Annotated in this window: 14 protein-coding genes; 6 read left to right on the forward strand and 8 right to left on the reverse strand. The window is 59.5% G+C overall.

The window, feature by feature from the left end; genetic code table 11:
- Window positions 1-143 precede the first annotated feature (143 nt).
- The 4 genes from trpD to H9S92_RS09945 form a co-directional block, all read right to left on the reverse strand.
- Window positions 144-1133 carry an anthranilate phosphoribosyltransferase gene (gene trpD / locus H9S92_RS09930; protein WP_187466557.1) on the reverse strand — a complete coding sequence of 330 codons (990 nt, stop codon included), beginning with the start codon at window positions 1131-1133 and terminating at the stop codon, window positions 144-146.
- A 165-nt stretch (window positions 1134-1298) separates the two neighbouring features.
- On the reverse strand, window positions 1299-1967 hold the full coding sequence (locus tag H9S92_RS09935) for a hypothetical protein (RefSeq protein ID WP_187466558.1): 669 nt from the start codon (window positions 1965-1967) through the stop codon (window positions 1299-1301).
- Window positions 1968-2310: 343 nt separating this feature from the next.
- Window positions 2311-3951, reverse strand: coding sequence for a hypothetical protein (locus H9S92_RS09940; protein WP_187466559.1), 1641 nt, complete (start codon window positions 3949-3951; stop codon window positions 2311-2313).
- A 57-nt stretch (window positions 3952-4008) separates the two neighbouring features.
- Complete coding sequence (locus H9S92_RS09945) at window positions 4009-7161, reverse strand: tetratricopeptide repeat protein (protein ID WP_187466560.1); 3153 nt, start codon at window positions 7159-7161, stop codon at window positions 4009-4011.
- A 405-nt stretch (window positions 7162-7566) separates the two neighbouring features.
- On the opposite strand from H9S92_RS09945, the gene H9S92_RS09950 reads away from it, so the two are divergent.
- Window positions 7567-8148, forward strand: a complete 582-nt coding sequence (locus H9S92_RS09950) for a YceI family protein (RefSeq protein ID WP_187466561.1) — start codon at window positions 7567-7569, stop codon at window positions 8146-8148.
- Window positions 8149-8356: 208 nt separating this feature from the next.
- Here H9S92_RS09950 and H9S92_RS09955 read toward each other — a convergent pair whose 3' ends face one another.
- From H9S92_RS09955 to H9S92_RS09965, 3 genes are all read right to left on the reverse strand, one after another.
- Window positions 8357-9109, reverse strand: coding sequence for a DUF5683 domain-containing protein (locus H9S92_RS09955; protein ID WP_187466562.1), 753 nt, complete (start codon window positions 9107-9109; stop codon window positions 8357-8359).
- A 54-nt stretch (window positions 9110-9163) separates the two neighbouring features.
- Complete coding sequence (locus tag H9S92_RS09960; RefSeq protein ID WP_187466563.1) at window positions 9164-10117, reverse strand: ParB/RepB/Spo0J family partition protein; 954 nt, start codon at window positions 10115-10117, stop codon at window positions 9164-9166.
- A 385-nt stretch (window positions 10118-10502) separates the two neighbouring features.
- Window positions 10503-11819: a cation:proton antiporter gene (locus H9S92_RS09965; protein WP_187466564.1), complete on the reverse strand. Its 1317-nt coding sequence runs from the start codon at window positions 11817-11819 to the stop codon at window positions 10503-10505.
- 230 nt (window positions 11820-12049) lie between these two features.
- On the opposite strand from H9S92_RS09965, the gene H9S92_RS09970 reads away from it, so the two are divergent.
- Window positions 12050-13207: an aminotransferase class V-fold PLP-dependent enzyme gene (locus tag H9S92_RS09970; RefSeq protein ID WP_187466565.1), complete on the forward strand. Its 1158-nt coding sequence runs from the start codon at window positions 12050-12052 to the stop codon at window positions 13205-13207.
- Between the two features lie 67 nt (window positions 13208-13274).
- Here H9S92_RS09970 and H9S92_RS09975 read toward each other — a convergent pair whose 3' ends face one another.
- Window positions 13275-14828: an alanine/glycine:cation symporter family protein gene (locus H9S92_RS09975; RefSeq protein ID WP_187466566.1), complete on the reverse strand. Its 1554-nt coding sequence runs from the start codon at window positions 14826-14828 to the stop codon at window positions 13275-13277.
- Between the two features lie 275 nt (window positions 14829-15103).
- On the opposite strand from H9S92_RS09975, the gene H9S92_RS09980 reads away from it, so the two are divergent.
- From H9S92_RS09980 to H9S92_RS09995, 4 genes are all read left to right on the forward strand, one after another.
- The gene (locus tag H9S92_RS09980) at window positions 15104-15685 is read left to right on the forward strand and encodes an RNA polymerase sigma-70 factor (protein WP_187466567.1); all 582 of its coding nucleotides are present in this window, start codon (window positions 15104-15106) and stop codon (window positions 15683-15685) included.
- Window positions 15686-15954: 269 nt separating this feature from the next.
- The gene (locus H9S92_RS09985; RefSeq protein ID WP_187466568.1) at window positions 15955-16812 is read left to right on the forward strand and encodes a FecR family protein; all 858 of its coding nucleotides are present in this window, start codon (window positions 15955-15957) and stop codon (window positions 16810-16812) included.
- Window positions 16813-16913: 101 nt separating this feature from the next.
- Complete coding sequence (locus tag H9S92_RS09990; protein ID WP_187466569.1) at window positions 16914-19622, forward strand: TonB-dependent receptor; 2709 nt, start codon at window positions 16914-16916, stop codon at window positions 19620-19622.
- Between the two features lie 78 nt (window positions 19623-19700).
- Complete coding sequence (locus H9S92_RS09995; protein WP_187466570.1) at window positions 19701-20639, forward strand: DUF4249 domain-containing protein; 939 nt, start codon at window positions 19701-19703, stop codon at window positions 20637-20639.
- Window positions 20640-20834 lie beyond the last annotated feature (195 nt).

The following is a 20834-nucleotide window of genomic DNA, read 5'->3' on the forward strand; positions in this document are numbered from 1 at the left end:
GCGGCCGCAGGTGCTCCCCCCCGACCCCCGAAGGGGGGAGTTGGTTGGCCCCCCAACCCCCAAAGGGGGAGAGCAAGGCCCCCCCAACCCCCAGAGGGGGAGAGCAAGGCCCCCCCAACCCCCAGAGGGGGAGAAGAGCAAGGTTAGTTAATTAGTCGATTGAGTACCCCCAGGGCCCGGCCACTGCTGAGGCTCTCGGCCGCCTCCGCTACGCAGTCGGGCAAGCTGCGATCGGGGTGGATGGTGTGGATGGCGAGGCCAGCGTTGGCGCAAACGACGTCGCGCTGCGCCGGGGTAGCCGCGTTGTTCAACACCGCCAAAAAGATGGCTTTGCCGTCTTCGGCCGTTTCTCCGCCGTGCAGATCCTCCGTCGTCAGCGCGGGTAAGCCGAAGTCCTGGGGATGGAGCAGGCGCTGCCGCTCGCGACTCCGCACACTTGCCGCGCCCGTCAGGCTGATCTCGTCGTAGCCATCGAGGGCGTGAACGATGCTGAACTCCCGCCCCGTTTCGTCTTGCAAGAGGTAGTCGTAGATGCGCGCCACCTGCCGGTCGTAAGTGCCAAAAACCTGGTACTTCGGCCGGGCCGGGTTGAGCAGCGGGCCCAGGAGGTTGAAGAAGGTCCGCACGCCGAGCGACTTGCGGATGGGCACCACATTTTTCATCGCCGGGTGAAACAGCGGCGCGTGGAAGAAGCAAATGCCGGTCCGGTCGAGGGTGCGCAGTAGGGTATCCTGGTCGTTGGTGAAGGTGTAGCCCAGGGCTTGCAGGACGTCGCTGCTGCCCACGTTGCTGCTCACGCCGTAGCTGCCGTGTTTCGTCACGGGGTAGCCTGCGCCGGCCACGACGACGCTGGCCAGGGTGCTGATGTTGAAGGTGTTTTTGCCATCGCCGCCGGTGCCGACAATGTCGATCGTCTCCCGGCCGCCGAGGTCAATGGGGTGGGCCAGTTCGAGCATCGCATCGCGAAAGCCCTGGATCTCCGAAAGCACCGCCGGCCGCATGTTGACCGCCGAAACCACGGCGGCAATTTCGATGTCCGTCGCCCGCCCATTGCCGATGCGCGAGAGCGTTTCATAGGCCGCATCCCGGGAAAGTGGCTCCTGGGCGTATAGCTGGTGGAGTTGGTTTTTCATGGGGGCGAAGATAGGGGTTGGCGAGGGGATCGGCTGAAGGGGCGGTTCAGCTTGTGGGAGAGTCATTGGGGCGGGCATCTGAACGAAGGATTTCCTCAATGCACGAAAATCTTGACGGATTTACGACTACAAAATGGGCATTCTATTGCTAAAATTGTTCTGCAACTATGGTATTTGTACCCAATTCTTCCCGCAATAGTCAAAAGCGACTATGCCCTTATTGTGCCCTAAATAAATACCGTAGGGATATGGTAAAGTTCCAACGGAGAACAGGTTGGAATGGGCATGCCCAAATTTCGTGATTGAAAAGCCGCTTTCGTACACGTTTGGGGTTCCATCAGTGAACTGTAGGTACCTGGATTCTCTTAAGGTATCGCACCCGATAAATATCAATTCTACGTCAAGGACATCCATTCCAGTGGCGGTATCGGGAGGAATTATGCCCGATGAGGGTACAAATAAAGGGTTCCAACTATACATGTTTAAATTAATCTTGTCACCTTGAGAAGATAGGTAACTTTTAGCTTGCCGCTGACGATAATAAATTCCAGTAGCTTGTTTCCCATTATCACACTGGTATCTGTTCCTACCCTGGTCCAATTTTTCAAATCCTTCGAAGGACTCTATTTCGTTGAATGAGATGGTGTTTCCATCAACGTCTGAAAAGACGAGTTCACTAGGCTCGAAAATATCCAGAATCTGCAAAGCAGAAGGGTTGAAGTCGAGATCTGGGCTAACTTTTACTTCTTTGGGGCAGTCATCACAACCAGTTGACCCAAGTACAATTAGGACTGATGCAATGGGGCCTAAAAATGAAGTTAACTTTGTTCTCATGGAGTTTATCGAATTAATACGGATTCTATGGGTTCATCTCAAGGCCATTATCCTCCTCGGTATCCCGTGAAGATAGAGTTAAGTAAGGTAGGAGGTCAGTGAAAATGTTTAGTAAAGGTATGTCTTATTTATTCATTGACATGCCCGAAATTAAAAGTATTGCTGAAGAATCGAACGCATACGCAGCTAAGCGTTGCCACCTGAGCAGTGATGAGGCTCGCCAAAGATTCTTTAGGCACCTAAGAAAGCCTAATCCCTCCCCCCGCTCCAAAGGAATTCCCCGGCACCTGCGGCCGCGCCCCTTTAATCCTTTCCCCCTTTAATCCCTTCGCCCTTTAATCCCTTAAAACTTCGCCGCCACACCCACCAGCAAGTTGGTCCCGATGGTGGGGTACTGCGCGAAGCGCTCGCGGCGGTTGTTCAGGAGGTTGTTGACGCGGACCCAGGCGCTGATGTTGTCCGAAATATCGTAGCGTCCGTGGAGGCTCAGGTCGGCCAGGGGGTTGAGGTTGCGGGCCATGCCTTCGGAATCGCGGTAGGGCAGGCCATTTTCGAAGTAGAGGTCAGCACCCACCGTAGCACTCTGGTTTTTGAGGTTGTAGGCCGCCCCGACGTTGACGCTGAAGCTGGGCAAGTGCCAGGCTTTTTCTTCGGTCTCCAGGCTGTAAAAACGCTGGGCGATGGTGCCTTTGAGCAGGATGTCTTGCAGCAGCGTAGCCGTGACGGAACCCTGGAGGGTGATGATGTCGGCATTGTCGTACAGCACGTTGAACTGCGGGATTTCCAGGCTGCGGTCCAGCAAGAAAAGGGCGAGGTTATCGACGATCTTGTAGCTGGCCTCCGCCCGGTAGGCGATGCCGGAAATGGTGCCATCCACGCCGCCGTAGAGCCGGGTGTATTCGGAGTTGCGGATGATCAGGCGGGGCTTGATCCAGGGGTTGTAATCGGCCAGGCTGCGCAGGTTGTTTTTCTGCAGGCTGCCCTCCGCCCCGAGGAAGGCCGAAAGCAAGCCCTCGATGATGGGGGCCGAAAGGCTCACGTCGGGGAAGAAGCTGAAATCATCGTCGCTGCTCGTCAGGTTAACCCCCACTTTGAGGCGGTAGCGACCGGCGATGGAGGTGGTGTAGCTGGGGCTGAAGTAGATGTTGTTCAGCGTCTGGCTGCTGGTGTCTTTGTAGTTGGTGAAGTCGGCGCGGAGCTTGAAATCCAGCGGCTGCTCGTCGGAAATCCACTTGGTGCCCTGTACTGTCAGGTCGATGCCGTTTTCACGCACGGCGGGGTTGCCGTCCATGAGGTAGACGGCCAGGCCGGCTTTGTAGTCGATGTCGGCCGCCGTACGTGTGCCGTTGAAAATTTCGCCGTGGAGGCTGAAGATGTTGTAGCGCTGCCGCACCTGGTCTTCGGTGAAGCTGGGGGTACCGGAGGAATCCACCTCGGTATCGGGGAAGTTGTAGCCGTAGAAGTAACGGCTGCGCGTATCGTAGCCCGCGCCGGCACTGACGGCAAAGCCCTGGTCGAAGAGGTAAGTCCCCTCCACCCCAAACTCGGTGTCGCTGGATTTCTGGTTCTCCACCTTCTTATCGTTGTTGAAACTGTGGTGGCGGGCGTAGACGCCGAGTTCGGCATTGTCCACGCCATTGAGGTCGTAGCTCAGGTCGCCGTAGAAGGCCCCTGGCAAACCTGCGCCGATGGAGAGGTAGCCGTCTTTGGCGGGCGCTTCTTTTTCCCGGGTGACGCCTTTGGGGCGGATGACCGGTGCCGGGTAATCGATGTTGAGCGGCCGGTCAACGGTGTTGTAAGTCTGGCGCTGGCGGGTGGTATCCGCCGGTGGGGTGGTGGGGTTTACCCGCACGCGGTTGGCCTCCAGCAGGCGGGCCTGGAAGTTGGTGATGACCGTGACGTTGTTGTTGTCGATCCCGCCCTGGGCGAAGAGGGCGCTGGCGGAACTGACGAGGAAGAACGCGAAGAGGATTGGACGAAGCATCGGTAGCGTAAAGTAGAAAGTCAGAAAATATGAAAGAAGGGGAGGGTGTTTGCAGCACTAGTTTCCGCCACCACCGTTGTCGAGTTCGAGGTAACCGGGCTGGACATTGGAACCGTTGTTGATGCGGCTGTTGGCATCGATCTGGTTCTGGACGATGGCGAGTTTCTGGCGGGCTTCGGCCACCACGGTGGCGTCTTCGTCGTAATTTTCCAACAGGGCTTCCAGGGCGGCGCGGGCGTTGTAAATGTCGCCTTTGTCGCGCAAGACATCGGCCAGCAGGATGACCGTCTTGGCCACCCAGTAGGGGTAGCCGGAGCTTTCGCGGTTGGCTTCGAGGGCGAGGGACTGCGCCTTATCGAGGTCGCGCTGCACGTAGAAGATGTTGGCGTGCAGGTAGCGGGCTTCGGCGGTTTGCTCGTCGTCGGAGTTGGCCATTACCCGTTCAAAGGCGGTGCGGGCCGTCGGGTAGTCGTTGCGGTCGTAGGCGATTTTACCGAGGTAGAAGCTGGCCGTCGTTTGCTGGTCGGCGGGGGCCGCAGGGTTGTTGGCCACCTTGCGGGCGTACTCTTCCGTCGCGCGGGTGTCTTTGAGGCGGTAGGCGGCGCGCAGGGCCCCCACCTGGGCATCCACGCGGGTTTCTTCGGTGTCGGCCGCCGTTTCCAGTTGGGCAAAGAGGCGGAAGGCGCGCTGGAAGTCCTGGAGGCTGTTGTAGGCAATCAGGCTGCCTTTTTTTAGCGCGGGCAGGTAGTAGCTGCTGGGGCCGGCGTTGACCACCGTTTCGTAGTCGGGCAGGGCTTCGTTGTAGCGGCGGGTGGCCACGTAGCTGTCGCCCCGGTAGAAGGTGGCGGCCAGCGCATTGGGGGCCCGGGGGTACTGCCGCAGGTAGTCGGTCAGCGCCGGGATGGCTCGGTCGTAATTGCCGTTTTCATACTGCCCCTTTGCCGCCTCGAAGGTGATCGCCTCGCGGCCGTCGGCGTTGACTTCCTGCCCCGGCAGGGTCTCGAAGAAGTCGAAGAAGAGGTCGGCACGGCCCATGTCGTCCACGTAGATCTCCCGCAGGGCGTCCTTGGCGCGGGCAGATTCCCCGGCGTCAGGGTTGTTGCTGAACACCTGCTTGTAGTAGTTGATGGCCGCTTCGCGGTTGCCCAGGTTGTAGCTGATCAGGCCGAGTTGCAGCAGGCTCTGGTTGACGAGCGTGGAGTTGACCTTGTACTCGCTGACAATCCTGCGCAACGGCGGCAGGGCTTCCTGCGGGCGGTTGAGCTGCTGGTAGGTAAGGGCGAGTTGGTAGAGGGCATCGTCGGCAAACTCGCTCTTGGGGTAGTTCTGGATGAGCTGCTCCAGGGCCAGTACTTTATCGGCGTTGCGGTTGCGCAGGCCCTCGATCATGGCTTTCTGGAACAGGGCGTAAACGTAGCCGGTCGTTTTGCGGTTGATGGCGTCGTTGTAAAAGCGGATGGCCTGGTCGTACTGGTTGCGGCTCAGGTAGGCGTCGCCCGCCCGCAGTACGGCGTCACCCAGGATGCGCTCGCGTACGTCGGCATCGGTGATGTACGGCAGATTGCGCTCAATGCCTTCCACGGCGGCGGTGAAGTAGTCCAGCGAAGCAGCGTGGTTGTTTTGCTTAAGGTAGTTGTAGCCCTGCAGGTAGTTGGCGGTGTAGACGCTCGACTGCGGGGGCAGGCCCTGTACCGACCGCGCAAGGGTCAGGAACTGGTTGGTGAGGTTGATAGAAGTGGGGTAGTCTTCCTGCCGGTTGGCCAGGTCGGCCAGCCAGTAAATGGACTGGGCGCGAAGCACCGCATCGACGGGCCGGAGGAGGCTTTTGTCGAGGAGTACCTTAGCGGCAGCGTCGTCGCCCGCCCGCAGTAATTCCATGCCCCGGCCAAAAGCGGCCCGCTGGTAGGCTTCTTCCAGCTTGGGGGTGCGGTTGGGCATGCGCTCCAGGATGTCGAGCGCCCGCTGGTAATCCCGCGTGCTGTTGAAAATTTCCCCGAGCAGTTCCTGGCCCTGCAGGAAGTAGCGGCTGCTGGGGGGTAGGCTTTCGATGGCCGTGATGGCGTCGGCCGGGTAGTCGAGCTCGTAGCTCAGTTTGGCGTAATTGAACAGGGCGTCTTCCTTGAGCGCGGGGTCGAAGTCGAGCCGCGAAGCCGTTCCGAAGGCCGTACGGGCCGCCGCGCCGTTGCCCTTGCGCAGCTCCAGGTCGCCGAGGTAGTAACTGGCGGATTGCCCAACGAGGCTGTTTTGCGTAGCCACCTCCTGGAAGGATTTGGCCGCCGCCGCAAAATCGTTGAGCTTGTACTGCGTGAAACCGAGTTGGTAGAGCTCTTCTTCCTGCATCCGCCGGTTGTTGCGGGCGTATTCTTCCAGGAGCGGACGCGCCCGGGCGTAGTCGCCTTTCTCAAAGTAGGCCTGGCCCAGCAGCTGGCTCATCTCCTTGGTGTTGCGCACGCCCCGGCCCGCCGAAATCAGCGGTGCCGCGTAGGCAATCAATTCGTCGTAGCGCCGCTGCGCAAAGAAGATCTGCGTCAGGTAGTAAGGGATGTACTGGCTGTATTCCGGCGATTTTTCGGCGATCTTGAACTGGCCCACCGCGCCGTCGTAGTTGCCCTCGAAGAAGTAAATCATCCCAAGGTAGTAGTTCGTCGGGTAGTAAAAATCCCCCTGGGTGCTTTTGCTCAGCTGGAAGTAGCGCTTCGCATCGCCAAATTTTTTCTGCACGAAGTTGGCGTAGCCCAGGCGAAAGTTCATCTCCGCCCGCTGGTCGGGGGTGAGCAGTTCGGAGGGCACGCGCTTGTAGTAATCGACGGCCTTTTCCAGCTCATTCTCGTTGAAATAAAAATTGGCCACCTCCAGCAACGCCTCGTTGGCAATGGGGTCAGGCTGGTAGCGGCGCACGAAGTCAAGGATCAACTTCTCACCCTCTACCTTGCCCAGTTTTACGGCAATTTTGGCCTGGTTCAGTTCGGCTTTGGTACGCAGCAGCTCCGCTTCGGGCTGGTGGACGGGCAGGAGCATCTTAAGCACCTCGGCGTATTGCCGCTGGGCTTTGGCCAGCAGGTTATCGGCTTGGTCCGCTTCCGCTTTTTTGAAAATGCGCCAGGCGTCAGTGTACACCGTAGTCGCCTGACCCGCCAGGCCAGCACTCAAGAGAAAAAAACAGACGGTAATAATGGTCGCTCGAAAGGTGGGGTGGGGCAGTGGCATCATCAGTGAGTAGTCAGTTTAAAAAGGAAGGCAGGAACCCGGTTCCGGGGCTTTTCCGGCAGCAATATACCGGAGATTTAACAATAGCGCCGTGCGCGCAACACCCGCAAGCGGGCCAGCCACGCCCTCGCCTAACGTCGCCCACGCGGCAGTTTAGTACGCAACCCGATCCATATCGCGCTTTTTTAGACCGATGTTCACTTTTTTTTCACTTTTCCCGCAACCGTGTGGGCAAAATAAATGTATATACATCAAATTTTGCCCACCCTTTGTCCGTTCGTTGGGGGCACAATTCCATCCGGAGCGCTGCCGCAGGTGCCACGAAAGTCGCCTGCGGACGAGCAGGGCACCATCCATAGCCTAAGCTCCCTCTCATCCATTCATTTACCCACCGTAAATTTTTCTACCATGTTTAAGTCACTACTGCTTTTCACCGCCTTCCTCTTTACCGTCACCACGGTTGCCGTCAAGGTCGACCCCGCCGCCAGCGTAGTCACCTGGAAGGGCTACAAAGTCACCGGCGAACACACCGGCACCATTAAGGTACAGGACGGCCAGTTCGAGTTCAACGATGGCCAGCTCACCGGCGGCTCTTTCACCATTGCCATGAACAGCATCACCTGCACCGACCTCCAGGGCGGAGCCGCCGATAAACTGGTGGGCCACCTGAAGAGCGCCGATTTCTTCGGTGTGGAGAAATTCCCTGCCGCTACCTTTAAGATCACCAAGGTCGTCAGCCGCGGCACCCCCGGCGATTACCGCGTCACCGGAGACCTCACCATCAAGGAAACGACCAAAGAAGTCCGCTTCAATGCCAACGTCACCGAAAATGCCGGCAGCTACGTCGCTACCGCCGACCTCAAGCTCGACCGCAGCGACTTCGACGTCCGCTACGGCTCCGGCTCTTTCTTCGATAACCTCGGTGATAAGACCATCTACGACGAGTTCGACCTCAACATCAAACTCGTTACCGAGAAGAAAATGAAGTAAGAACTTCGCCTGACCCCGGTAGGTGTCACCACCGAAGGTAGCAGCGCAGCTAAACCTGAATAACCCCGGATGTAGGATGCAACGCATCCGTAATCCGGGGGTACCGAGAAGAAGATGAAGTAAGGCATTCCCGCCAGACGCACGAAGGTGCCGCTGAACCAGTTCGGCGGCACCTTCGTCGTTTACGGGCCAGGCAAAAGACTTTTCGCTACCGCGCCGCTCGCTGCAACGCGTTCACCCGCGCTTCCTGTCGCAGTTTTCCCCGTCCTGCGCCCAGCGGAACGCTCAGCCCGGCCGCCAGGCTGCCGTCGGAGTGGAGGACCGGCCCGAGCCGGATGGAGAGATCGTCCGAAATGTCGAACTCCTGCAGGTGCGCGTCGGTATAGGCTTCGACGGCCTGGAGGACAAAGACGGCAAAAATACCGATGTAGGCGGCCTGCCGGGCTTGGTCGGCACTCGCGCGCGCCTGCAGCAGGGCGTCGTTGCTGACGCGTTCAACGGGGAATTCATCCGGTGTAGGGATGCATTCCCGATTGGGGGGGATGATGACGTTGCCGTCGCCCAGGCAGCGATTTTCCAGCGCCCTGGTAAAGCGCGTGTAGCGCGTCTGGTTAAAATCGGCGTAGGCTACCGCACCCAGCAACCCACCGTACACCAGCGGAACCTTCCACAAGCGCTTGTTGTAGACCTGTCCGCCGCCGGGGATGATGCTCCACAGGAGGGCATTGCGCGGCCGGCGCTGGATGGTCGATAAGGCCACGATGGTATCCGCCAGCACCTCCGCATCAGGAATGGTATCGCTCATTTTTCGGATGCCCAGCCGCCGCGGCCGTTCGCGTTCCGGCTGTTCCGTGGCGGTGGAATCCACAATTTGGGCGCGCAACGCAGGTGCAGGGCACAGGACAAGGAGCCAGGTCAGGCCCAGCACGAAAACCCCACCTTGGCAATAGTTATTCAGCATACAGCACAATGACACCGCAAGGCGCGCATTCGTTGCAGGAAGGGTAGGGGGGCGTTACTCCAGTTGGGGTTCCATGGCCTTGTACCATTCCTCCAACTCTTCCTGGTGGGCAAAACTGATGCTGAGGGTGCCGGATTTGGCGAGTTTGCCGTCGAGGGTGATGCGAACTTTATTGGTGCCGAAAAATTCTTTGCAGCGTTCCAGGAAGGCGTCCATTTCATCCGCCCGGGGGGAGCGGGGCTTGCCGGGTTTGTTCTTTTTCTGGTAGGCTTTGGCCACCTTTTCGATGTCGCGGACGGTCCAGCCCTCGTTGGCCAGAATTTCTTTGAGGAGGAGCTCCTGCTGCCCTACGTCTTTGATGGCTACGAAGGTCTTGGCCACCCCGATGCTGATTTTTTTCTCGCGGATGGCGTCTTGCACCTTCGGCGAAGTGGTCAGGATACCGAGATAATTGGCTACCGTGGTGCGGGGTTTGCCTACGCGGTCGGCCACGTCGTTTTGCGTCAGATTAAAATCTTCCTTCAGCCGGTAGTAGGAGTAGGCAATTTCCATCGGGTTGAGGTCCTGCCGCTGGATGTTCTCAATCAGGGCCATTTCCAGGAGGGTCTGGTCGTCGGCTGTGCGGATAAAGGCCGGCACTTCTTCGAGACCGGCGAGTTTGCTGGCCCGGTAGCGCCGCTCCCCGCCAATGATCTGGTAGGTGCCATCCCCCATGTGCCGCACGGTCATCGGTTGGATGATGCCGTGGAATTTAATGGACTCCGCCAGGGCATCCAGGGCCTCTTTCTCGAATTCCTTGCGGGGCTGGTCGGGGTTGGGGAAGATGTCCTTGAGGGGCAACATGGCAAACTGCCGGCTCAGGGCCTGAATGGTGCCTTCCCGGTCTTCTTCCAGCCGCTGGGGCAATACCGCCTGCAGGCCGGCCCCGGCGCGGATGCTCAGGCTATCGAAGCTGCTGGCAAGGTCGGACTTGGAAGGCTTTTTCTTGGGCGTAAATTGTTTGGCCATAGTTCGGTGGGTTTTTCCGGGCCCGCAAAGATAACCAAGCCCGCCAAAGGAAAAACTGCTAAGGGGCCGTAACGTTTCCTTAACCTGCTGCATAGAGCACCCGAGAGCAATACCTTAGGGGTATTCGTAGGACCGCCGCCGATACCACAATTTCGGGGGCGGTCTTTATTAACGTCAGGCTGGGGAGGATGCAACCCGGATATTCGCCGGTTTCCAAATCGTTAGAGCGCAATGTTTTTTAATTTGGTAGTAGAGTATTGTCCACTACCGAACTACCGAACTACCGAACTACCGAACTACCGAACTACCTCTCAAGACCCCTGGAATACCATCCAATAGTGATTAATGCAAAGGTTAAACCTCAGTTAATCAGGTCTTTCCCTTGCTATTTTGTTCCTTCCCTCGCATCCCGAAATCCTCCGGGACTATCGCCTGCGGCAGCGCCCTCTTCTACCCGGCCCATGCGTCGGTCTACCCAGTCGAGCACCGGCTTCACACTGAAGCCGTGGATGATGATGGAAGCCAGCATGGTAAAATTCACGATGCTCCACACCGCGTCGATTTCCGGAAACTGGTTGCTGTTGTGGGCGTAGGCGAGGTAGTACAGCGAGCCCACCCCCCGGATGCCGAAGTAACTGATGGCCAGCTTATCGACCAGCGGCAGCCGGGAAGGCAGGAAGGAGATCAGGCCCGCCAGCGGCCGGAGCAGCAAGAGCAGGGCCAGCCCCAGCAAAGTCCCCGGCCAGGTAAGATCCGCCAACCCGCCCGTAGCAATGATCCCCCCGAAGGCAATCAGAAAAATGCCGAGCACCGCCTGTTCCACCTGGTCAATCGCCTCGTAACTGCGCTGCCGGGAGGCCGTGTTCGCCTGCGTGCGGGTAGCGCTGACCACCGCTGCTACAAAAACCGCCAAGAACCCGTAGCCCTCCAGCATTTCCGTTACCGCGTAGGTAATCAGCGTGGCCGCCAGAATGAAGATGCCTTCTTTTACCTCGTTTTTATCCATGCCGGCTACCCGCTTTTCGTAGGCCCGGAACAGCCAACCCAGGGATTTGCCCAGCCCCCAGCCCGCCAGCGTACCCACCGCAATGCGGTAGCCAAAATCCCACCACGCCCAGGTTACCAGGCTCTCGCTGAGATTAGTCGTTGCAACGAGGGCCAGCGCCAGGTACACGAAGGGGAAGGCCAGGCCATCATTCAGTCCGGCCTCCAGGGTAAGGCCAAAGCGGACCTCGTCTTCGGAGGAGTCGTCATCGGGCGGGCCCACCTGGACATTACCCGCCAGCACGGGGTCCGTCGGGGCCAGCACCGCCCCCAACAAAATGGCTGAAGCGGGGGCCAGGCCGATCCACCACCAACCCAGCAAAGCCACGGCTCCAATCGTCAGTGGCATGGCAATGGCCAGCAGATAAATTCCGGTAGACCAGCTTTTCCACCCCGGGGCCCGCTTCATTTTCAGGCCCGTCCCCGCCAGCGAAATAATGACGATGAACTCCGTGATGTATTCCATTACCTGCCGGTCCACCCGCGCATCCTCCGGGTTCATCAGGGGCAGTTCGAGGGGGAGCTTGAAGAGCAGATAGCCCGCCCCGACGTAGAGGATGGGCAGGGGAAGCAGCCGGTCGCGGAGCAGCCCCGGCAACAGGAAAGTACTCAACAGGGCCAGCCCGGCGAGCAACAACAGGAGGATATGGGTGGTCAAGTGCTAACGATTAGGGGTGAGGCGGCCAAACGCCGGAAAAGATCGGCCACAAAGGCCAAACCCGACGGGGTTCCAATAGGTTCGGGTGAGCGCACTGGCCCAGACTTCCCCCGCTCCTTGTCCTAACTCCCCCCTTCGGGGGGCCGGGGGGGAGCACCTGCGGCCGCGCCCCATTTCTCCGCGTATGGGGCACTGCCAAATTTTTGCCCGCTCCCCCGTACCTTTCCGGCATGAACGAGCCACTTACCTGCCAGCGCCATTTGTTCCCGGAAAAAGCCGTGGCGGGCTACCTCAACGGGGCCTCGCGGGCACCGCAACTCCACGCCGTTGCCGCCGCCGGCCGCGCCGCCCTGGCCTGGCGGGAGGAAAATTCCGGTATGCCCATTCCCGCCTTTTTTGAACCGGTGGAGGCGTTGAAAAATACCTTCGCAAAGCTGTTGGGGGCCACAGAGGTGGAACGGGTGGCGCTGATTCCCTCGGTCAGCTACGGCGTGGCCACCGTCGCCAAAAACCTGCCGCTGGCCCGTGGCCAGAACATCATTGTGGTGGAAGACCAGTTCCCCAGTAACGTCTACGCCTGGGCGGAAAAATGCAAGAAAACCGGGGCGGAACTCCGCACCGTACCCCGCCCGGCGGCTGGCTCGCCCGCTAGCTGGCAGGAGCGCGTTTTGGCCGCCATCGACGCCAGGACGGCGACCGTGGCCATCGCCAACGTGCACTGGGCGGATGGCTCCTTGTTCGATCTCGTCGGCCTGCGTGAGCGGACCGACGCCGTGGGGGCCTGGCTGGTGGTTGACGCTACCCAATCCCTCGGCGCCCTGCCTTTTGACCTCTCCGCCATCCGCCCCGATGCCGTTATCGCTGCGGGCTACAAGTGGCTGATGGGTCCCTATGGTTGCGCTTACGCCTGGTACGGGCCGCGCCTCGACGGCGGAAAGCCCCTGGAAGAAAACTGGATCAACCGCGCCGGCAGCGAGGATTTCCGCAACCTGCTGCACTACCGCGAGGAGTACCGACCACTGGCCAATCGCTATTCGGTCGGTGAGCATTCCAATTTCCTCATGACGCCGATGCAGCGCGCGGGGCTCGAACAAGTCCTGGCCTGGGACCCCGCCCGCATCCAGACTTACTGCGCCGGCCTCTGGGCCACGGTAGAAACGGAACTGCTGGCCCTCGGCGTAAGCCTCCCCGCCCAGCGCGCCCAACACCTGGTGGGCCTGCGACTGCCCGCGCACTGCTCCGGTGAACGCCTCGCGCAGGAACTGTCAAGGCGCAATCTTCAGGTAAGCTACCGCGGCGACGCCGTGCGCGTTTCTCCCAACGTCTACACCACCCCCGCTGAAATGCAGGAGTTCCTGGCTGCCGTAACGGCCAGTATAGTCAGGTAGAAGATTGACCCGGGGAAAACTGGCGGGGACCCGAGCGGCGCAATGCCCTCAAGTCCCCGCCAGCCCGCTAGCGGTACCGCTCGATCTCGCCCGTTTTGATCCGGCGCATGTAGTCCGTCAGGGCCCGTCGCACGTTGGGCATCAGCACGTACATTCCCATAATGTTGGGGAAACACATGGCGAAGATCATCGCGTCTCCGAAGTCAAAAACGGCCTTGGCGGAAATAGCCGAGCCCACTACGACGAAGAAGCAGAAAATGACTTTGTAGATGTTTTCGTTCGTTTTCGTTTCGCCGAAGAGGTAAGTCCAGCACTTCAGGCCGTAGTACGACCAGCTGATCATGGTAGAGAGGGCGAAAAGAATCACGGCGATGCCCAGCACGACGGGGAACCAGCTGATGACCGAAGCGAAGGCAGAGGACGTGAGGCTGATGTCGCCCACTGCGCCACTGGTTTTATTGGCAAAGGCGTCTACGGCACCGTAGCCCCCGTAGTTGGTGATGACGATGACCAGGGCCGTCATGGTACAAATAACGACCGTATCGATGAAGGGCTCCAGCAAGGAAACAACGCCTTCGCTGACGGGCTCGTCGGTCTTGGCCGCCGAGTGGGCGATGGAGGCCGAGCCGATGCCCGCCTCATTGCTGAAGGCCGCCCGCCGAAAGCCCTGGATGAGTACCCCCACCAGGCCACCGTAAAGCGCATCCGCATTGAATGCTCCGCCGATGATCTGACCGAATGCCGCCGGAATGTCGGCGACGTGGTAACCCAACACCACCAGCGCAGCAATGATGTAAATGCCTACCATGAAGGGGACAACCTTATCCGTCACTTTAGCGATGCTCTTGATGCCACCGATGATGATGACGCCTACCACGGCCGCCATCACCACGCCGAAGATCCAGCCGCGGCCGTAGAAAATACTGTCCACGCCGCCGGTAACGTCGGTCAGCTGCTGCGTAGCCTGGTTGATCTGGACCATATTGCCGCCGCCGAAGCTGCCGCCGATACAGGCAATGGCGAACATGACGGCCAGGACCTTGCCCAGGGGTTTCCAGAAGCCGCCCTTTTCGGCCAGTCCTTTATCCAGGTAATACATCGGGCCGCCGGAAACGCTGCCGTCGGCATTGACGTTGCGGTACATCAGGCCCAGGGTACATTCGGTAAACTTAGAGGTCATCCCCAGCAAGCCGGCTACGATCATCCAGAACGTAGCGCCGGGCCCACCCAGGGCCACCGCGTAGGCCACGCCAGCGATGTTGCCCACCCCTACGGTGCCGGAAAGCGCTGCTGTCAGGGCCTGAAAATGGCTTACTTCGCCCGCATCATTGGGGTCGTCGTACTTGCCCCTTACCACGTCCAGCGCGTGCCGGAAGGCGGTAATATTGATGAAACCCATGTAAATGGTAAACACCGTAGCACCAACGATGAGCCAGGGTAAAACAAAGGGAATCTCTTGGCCGCCGATGGGAACGGTGAAGAAAACCACGGATTCAACGAAGCGCGTGACGGGCTCAAAATACCGTTGCAAAAGAGCGTCGATTCCGGAGGGCGCAGCCTGGGCCGAAGCGACCAGCGGGGTGATCAGCGCGAGTAGAAAAAGGGAAAGTTTCTTGAACATGAATGGGGGTGTGGTTAGTGCCGCCGCGTAAGGTAGCAATCTTTTTTCGCTGCCAAAATAATGCATCCGCTCCGAACGGCACCTGCCCGGGGCAATGCACCGTAAGATTAGTCCTTTGGGAGGGGGCATTTTGGGGCGCGGCCGCAGGTGCGGGGTGGGGGACGAGGGAGCAGGGGAGCGACCGCCCGGCAGTGGTCCAAACCCCCACCGTGTTTTTTCGTTACCCCCATAGCTTGGGGAATACCGACCTTTTGTTACCTTGAGCGCAGTTCACTATGGGGCCATCGCCAATCGATACGGATCAACAACTCATGCTGCGGCTCCGCGGCGGAGATGCCGATGCGCTGGACGAACTGTTCCGCCGCCACTACGTCTCCCTCTGCCAGACGGCCAACCGCCTGCTGCGCAACGAGCAGGAGTCGGAAGACCTCATCCAGGATTTTTTCGTCTCCCTCTGGGAAAAGCGGGAGAACTTGCCGCCCGACCTCTCCGCCGTAGGGCCTTACCTTCGCCGGGCGGCGCGCAACCGCTGCCTGAACTTCCTCCGCGACCGCAAGCGGCTGCCGCTCGACGACGGTGAACTGCCCGAACACCTCCCCGCCGCCGAACCCGCCACGAGCCTCGAACACCGCGAGCTGGAACAACGCATCCAACGGGCCATCGACCTGCTGCCAGAACGCTGCCGGCTGGTTTTTGTCATGAGCCGCTTTGAAGAGATGAGCCACAAGGAAATTGCCGCTTCCTTAGACATCTCTCCGAAAACCGTAGAAAACCAAATGACCCGCGCCTACCGCTTCCTGCGGGAATGGTTGGCGCTGGTGCTTTTGCTGACTTCCATGGGGGCCGCCCCGGGTTAAGCGCCGGGCATTGCCGATGCGGGCTGCTTACCCGGCACCTGCGGCAGCGCCCACGGCAACCGCCCCTGGCTTACCACAACCTGGCCGGGGAAAATTTCGGGGCCCGGGAGCCGCAAGACGACCGACACTTTGCCTGCGCGGCGGCGTCGGGAAGTCTGCCAAATGACGAATTCCTGTGAATTTCCCACCGGGGAATAGGGGGCATTCGCTAATTTTGGTGTCCCAAGGCGGAGTAGACGTCTAAAACCTTATTGCCTTTAATTGCCAACATGCACGCAGCAAGCGACAAAGAAATCGATCAACTAGCCGGAGGCTACGGCGCATTCCAGCCCGACGTAGCGGGTGGCCTGCGCGCCGTCCGGTTGCGCATTGCCACTAATGAAATCCCTGCCGCCCCCGTCCGCCCGCTGCGGCCCCGCCGCTGGTATGCTGTGGCTGCCGCTGCGGCAGTTTTGTTGGCACTGGGCTACTTCACCCTGCTGGCGGGCAACGTGGCCATCGCCAACGAAGACAGCGCACCGCTGGCCACGGTACTCCCCGACGGAACCGAAGTACTCCTGCAACAAGGCGCCACCCTGCGCTACGATCGTTCCTTCAACCGGGCGGAACGCCGGGTCAGCCTGCAGGGGCAGGCCTTTTTTCAAGTGACACCAGACCTGGACCGCCCCTTCCTCGTGGCCAATGCGGGTACCGAATTGCGTGTGACGGGTACGGCCTTTAACCTGCGCATTGATGGCCAGGAAATGGAAGTGGAAGTTTCCGAAGGCTCCGTTGCCCTCCAACGCGGAGCACTATCAACGCCGGTTAATGCCGGAGAGTGTGGCCTGGCCAAGGTGGGCAAAGCGTTTACCGTCTTGCCCGCCCCCAACCTCAACCGCCACGCCTGGCGAACGGGCAAACTCCACTTTGTGGATACGCCCCTTTCTGAAGTGCTGCAGACCATCCGCAACAACTTTGCGGTTTCCGTGGAATTATCGAACGACTGCGATTTTCCCGTCGCCGGCACTTTTCGTGCCGATAATCCTGCGGCGGTCCTTACGGCCATTGCCCGCCTGGGGGGCGGCCAGGTGACCCCACTGGGCGGGCGCACCGATGCCTTCCAACTTTCGCTGGACTGCCAGGACTGAGCCCCGTGCGGCACGGCGGTGGAAGGATTTTTACGGGTGGGCGCGGCAAAAGCCCGGTTGCTGACGTTGTACCTATAAAAGCGTTAAGCCAAATCGCGAATATGCGCCCATCGAGCCTCTTGCTGTTGTTGTTACTGGGCTGGGCTGCACTATTGCCCGGCCAGACGGGGCCACCCGAGCGCTACACCCTGCCCCGGCGCGTGATGCCTTTGGCGAAAATTTTGCTTAACCTCACCGAGGCGGGGGCCGAACTCACTTACCGGCCTGATCAAATTCCACCTTTGGCCATCAACGTTCCCGGCGGGCGCCGTACCCTGGAGGGGTGGCTCACGCTGGTGCTCCGTAATACTGAACTCACCTTCGAGCGCGGGGAGGCAGGCTACGTACTTTTCCTCGATCCCGACTTGCTGGGGCAAAACTTCCAGGTCTACGGGCAGGTGAAGGACCAAAGCACGGGGGAACTTTTGCTCGGCAGCGTCGTGCAGATCCCCGATCAGGAACAGGGGGTGCTGACCAACGAATACGGTTATTTCAGCATCGAAACCCAGGGGGGACGGCGGCGGCTGCGTTTTTCCTACGTCGGTTACCGCCCCGTGGAGCTGGAAATTTTGCTGCGCCGGGATACCCTGATCAACGTCAGTCTTCCTCCATCCGCCGAGCTGCCAGCCGTTGTCGTGCGGGCCCAGCCCGATTCGGTGGGCAATTTTTACCTGACGGAAACGCGCACCAGCATTGGCCACCACGAGGTCAGTCGGCTGGGTGGCCCCGGGGGGGAGGCCGATCCTTTGCGCATTGCCCGCCTCTTGCCCGGGGTAGAAACGGGGGCCGATGGCCTCGGGGGCATTTTCGTCCGGGGCAGCGAAGCCGGGCACAATCTGGTCTTACTCGATGGCGTACCCGTTTACAACCTCAACCACGCAGCGGGTTTGTTCAGTATTTTCAGCAACCAGGCGATCCGGCGGGTTGACCTCTACAAAGAGGGCATTCCGGCCCGCTTCGGAGGCCGCATTGGGGGCGTGCTCGATGTGCATACCAAGGATGGCAACTTCTACGACTACCAGAGTTCGGTGGGGAGCAGCATGCTGGCGGCCCACTTCACCAGCGAAGGGCCCCTCAAACCCGGTGAAAGTTCCTTTTTCGTCAGTGGTCGCTACTTCTGGGCCGGTGAGGTGTTGCGCCGCTTCAGCGAAACCTATAAGTTGAGTCTGGGCCGGCAGGGGCGGATGAACTACCAGGTACACGACGTCAACTTCAAGCTCAACCAGCGCATCAGCGACAAAGGCCGCCTTTACTTCAGCCTGTACAGTGGGTTAGACGATTACGGCAACAACGCCTTCGAAACAGACACCGTAACGGTATTGAACCCTTCGGGTGCATTGTTCCGCTACGCCGCCCCACGCCGCCGGCAAGAGGAAGTGCGCTGGGGGAACACCGTTGGAGCGTTGCGCTACAACCACATTTTTAACGACCATTTTTTCGGGAATTTCCGGCTTTCCTATTCCGATCTTTTACTGAACGCCGTCTACGAACGTTCGGACAGTTTAAATGAACTGACGAACGGGGTTAACCGGGGCGATATTTTCAGTGGTCGGTACGCCTCCGATATCCGGCAGTTCGGGCTGGCGTTTGATGGGCAACTCATGCTGCCCCGCCGTGCGGAATTGCGCTTCGGGGTGGAAGGCAGTCTCCACCGCTTTTTGCCTCAGCTCAGTTCAGGCAAGGTCCCGCTCTCCCGGCAGCCTCCGCTGGAAGAATTGGGCCCGGGCAACGTCTTGCACCCCATCCAGATTGCCACCTACGCCAGTCTCTCGGGCCGCCTGGGCTGGTTGCATTACCGGGCCGGCCTGCGGGCGCAGTTGTGGCGCAGCGGAGTGAATTTCTACGATTTTTCCCCCCGATTGCTGCTGGCCGCCCCCCTGGGCCCCAACCGCAGCATGCGGATTACTTACGACCGCAGTGTACAGCCCGTTCACCTCGTCAGCAGCACCGTCATTGGGTTGCCGACCGATCTCTGGGTGCCGGCCACCCGCAATCTGCCGCCCGCCACTGCTTCCCAGATCAGTACCCAGTTTACCCAACAACTGCCGCCGAATTGGAAATTTGAACTGGGCGTCTATTACCGGGATATGAAGCACCTGAGCTCGTTTTCGGAAGGAGGGCGCAACGGCACCTGGCTGGATAACCTGAGCACCGGCGGCGGTTTCGCCAAAGGCATGGAACTTACCCTGAGCCGGACCCGCGGTAAGCTGAAAGGATGGTTAACCTACACGCTGGCGGAAAGCCGCCGGCAGTTTGACCAGCGCATCAACCTGGGGCGCCCCTACGCCTTCCGCTACGGCCGGCAACACAGCGTAAAGTTTGTCGCCATCTACGACCTCAGCCCCCAGGTAAGTCTTTCGGCCAACTGGCGCTGGGGCTCGGGTGCAGCCTACTCCCTGAGCCTCGAATCGTTTCTCCTCACCGACCCCGCCATCCTCGGCGAAGAGGATGCCATTGAGACGATCAACCTCGTCAACGAAAAAAACGGCGTCATCTTCCCCACCAACCATCGCCTGGACCTAAATGCCCACATTCAGCTTTCCCGCCCCGGCCGGCCAGGACCAAAACACGTGCTGGACCTCGGTATTTACAACCTCTACAATCGCCATAACCCCATTTATTACGACATCAACACGACCTATTTCGCCCGCCAATCGGAGCTGATTGCCGACCGGAATTTCGTCCAGGTTTACATCGCGCCCATCACGCCAACGGTGGCTTACCATCTCTTTTTCGGCGGGGCAAGCAGCAGAGAAAACTTCCTGGAGTAGGGCCTCCAAAGTCGTTTTACATCATTGGCACAACAAGAGATTTGGTTGTTAAGTAAAGGTTACCTACTTTTACTTGAGATGAAGGCCCCTTACCCCCTTTTTGTACCGCGCGTGTGTTGCCTGCTGCTGGTGGGTCTCCTCGTGCTGCCTGCCTGCGAAGAACCCATTGACAGCCCCGTGGAAATCATTGAGCCCAAATTGGTGCTGTCTTCCACTTTCTCCCCGGGGAAAAAAGTGCGGGTTTACCTTTCCATTACCCAGCCCATTACCGGTGAGGTGCGGCTGCAGGACATCCGCAATGCCGATGTCCGCCTGTACGAAGGCCCGCAGTTGCTGGAGAGCCTCATCTACATGCCGGGAGCCGAAGATGCCCCCGGTTACTACCAAACCGTCAGTTTTGAACCCCAGGTTGGCCGGAGGTATACCCTGCACGCCAGCGCCGGCAGCCTCACGCCCGTTTCCGCTGAGAGTTACGTGCCTACATCCATCCCCATCACTTCTCTTACCCTCTCGGAACTCAACAGCAGGGACATTGGCACCCTCAAAGTGTACGACTTCGAGCTCAACGTGGATTACAATGATCCGGAAGACGAGGTGAACTACTACGACCTGCGCATCAGCCAGGAGATCATCCCTTTCCGGGTCAATGCGAGTGGCGATACGACCTTCTACGAGGCCATCACGAAAAGCGTTCAGGCACCCGGACCGATTCTGAGCCCGAACGGCCGGCCGGGCCAAGCCAGTATTTTGGTTAAAGACAAACCCAATAGCCGGGGAGTGACCCTCGCCCTGCAATCACAGATCGAGCCCAAACACGAAAAAGCAGGCAATCTCATCGCCGAATTGCGCACCGTCTCCGAGCCCTACTTCCAGTTTCAGCGCAACGTCCAGGGCGAAGGGGCCGTATTTGGCGGCATCAACGAGCCTTCGGTAAACATTTATACCAACGTTCGCCAGGGCTACGGTCTCTTTGCCGGCTTCAACTCGGTAGTGAGCAAGATCACTTTGGCCGAGTAGGCCGGTGCCGAAGCTTTACTGACTTGCTGGGCGCGGCCGCAGGTGCCAGGGCCCTTGGAAAGCGCAAGGGACGCTAAGGCCTGGTGCGCCAACCAGCAAGTCCTGTTACACCCAAGTCTAGCCAGCGCGGCGCTGAACGGCCCGATCGAAATCCGCCCATAGCTATGGCTATGAACGACTTCCGCCCGCTTGTTC

It is taken from the genome of Neolewinella lacunae, from assembly GCF_014349155.1.
Classification (GTDB): Bacteria; Bacteroidota; Bacteroidia; order Chitinophagales; family Saprospiraceae; genus Neolewinella; species Neolewinella lacunae.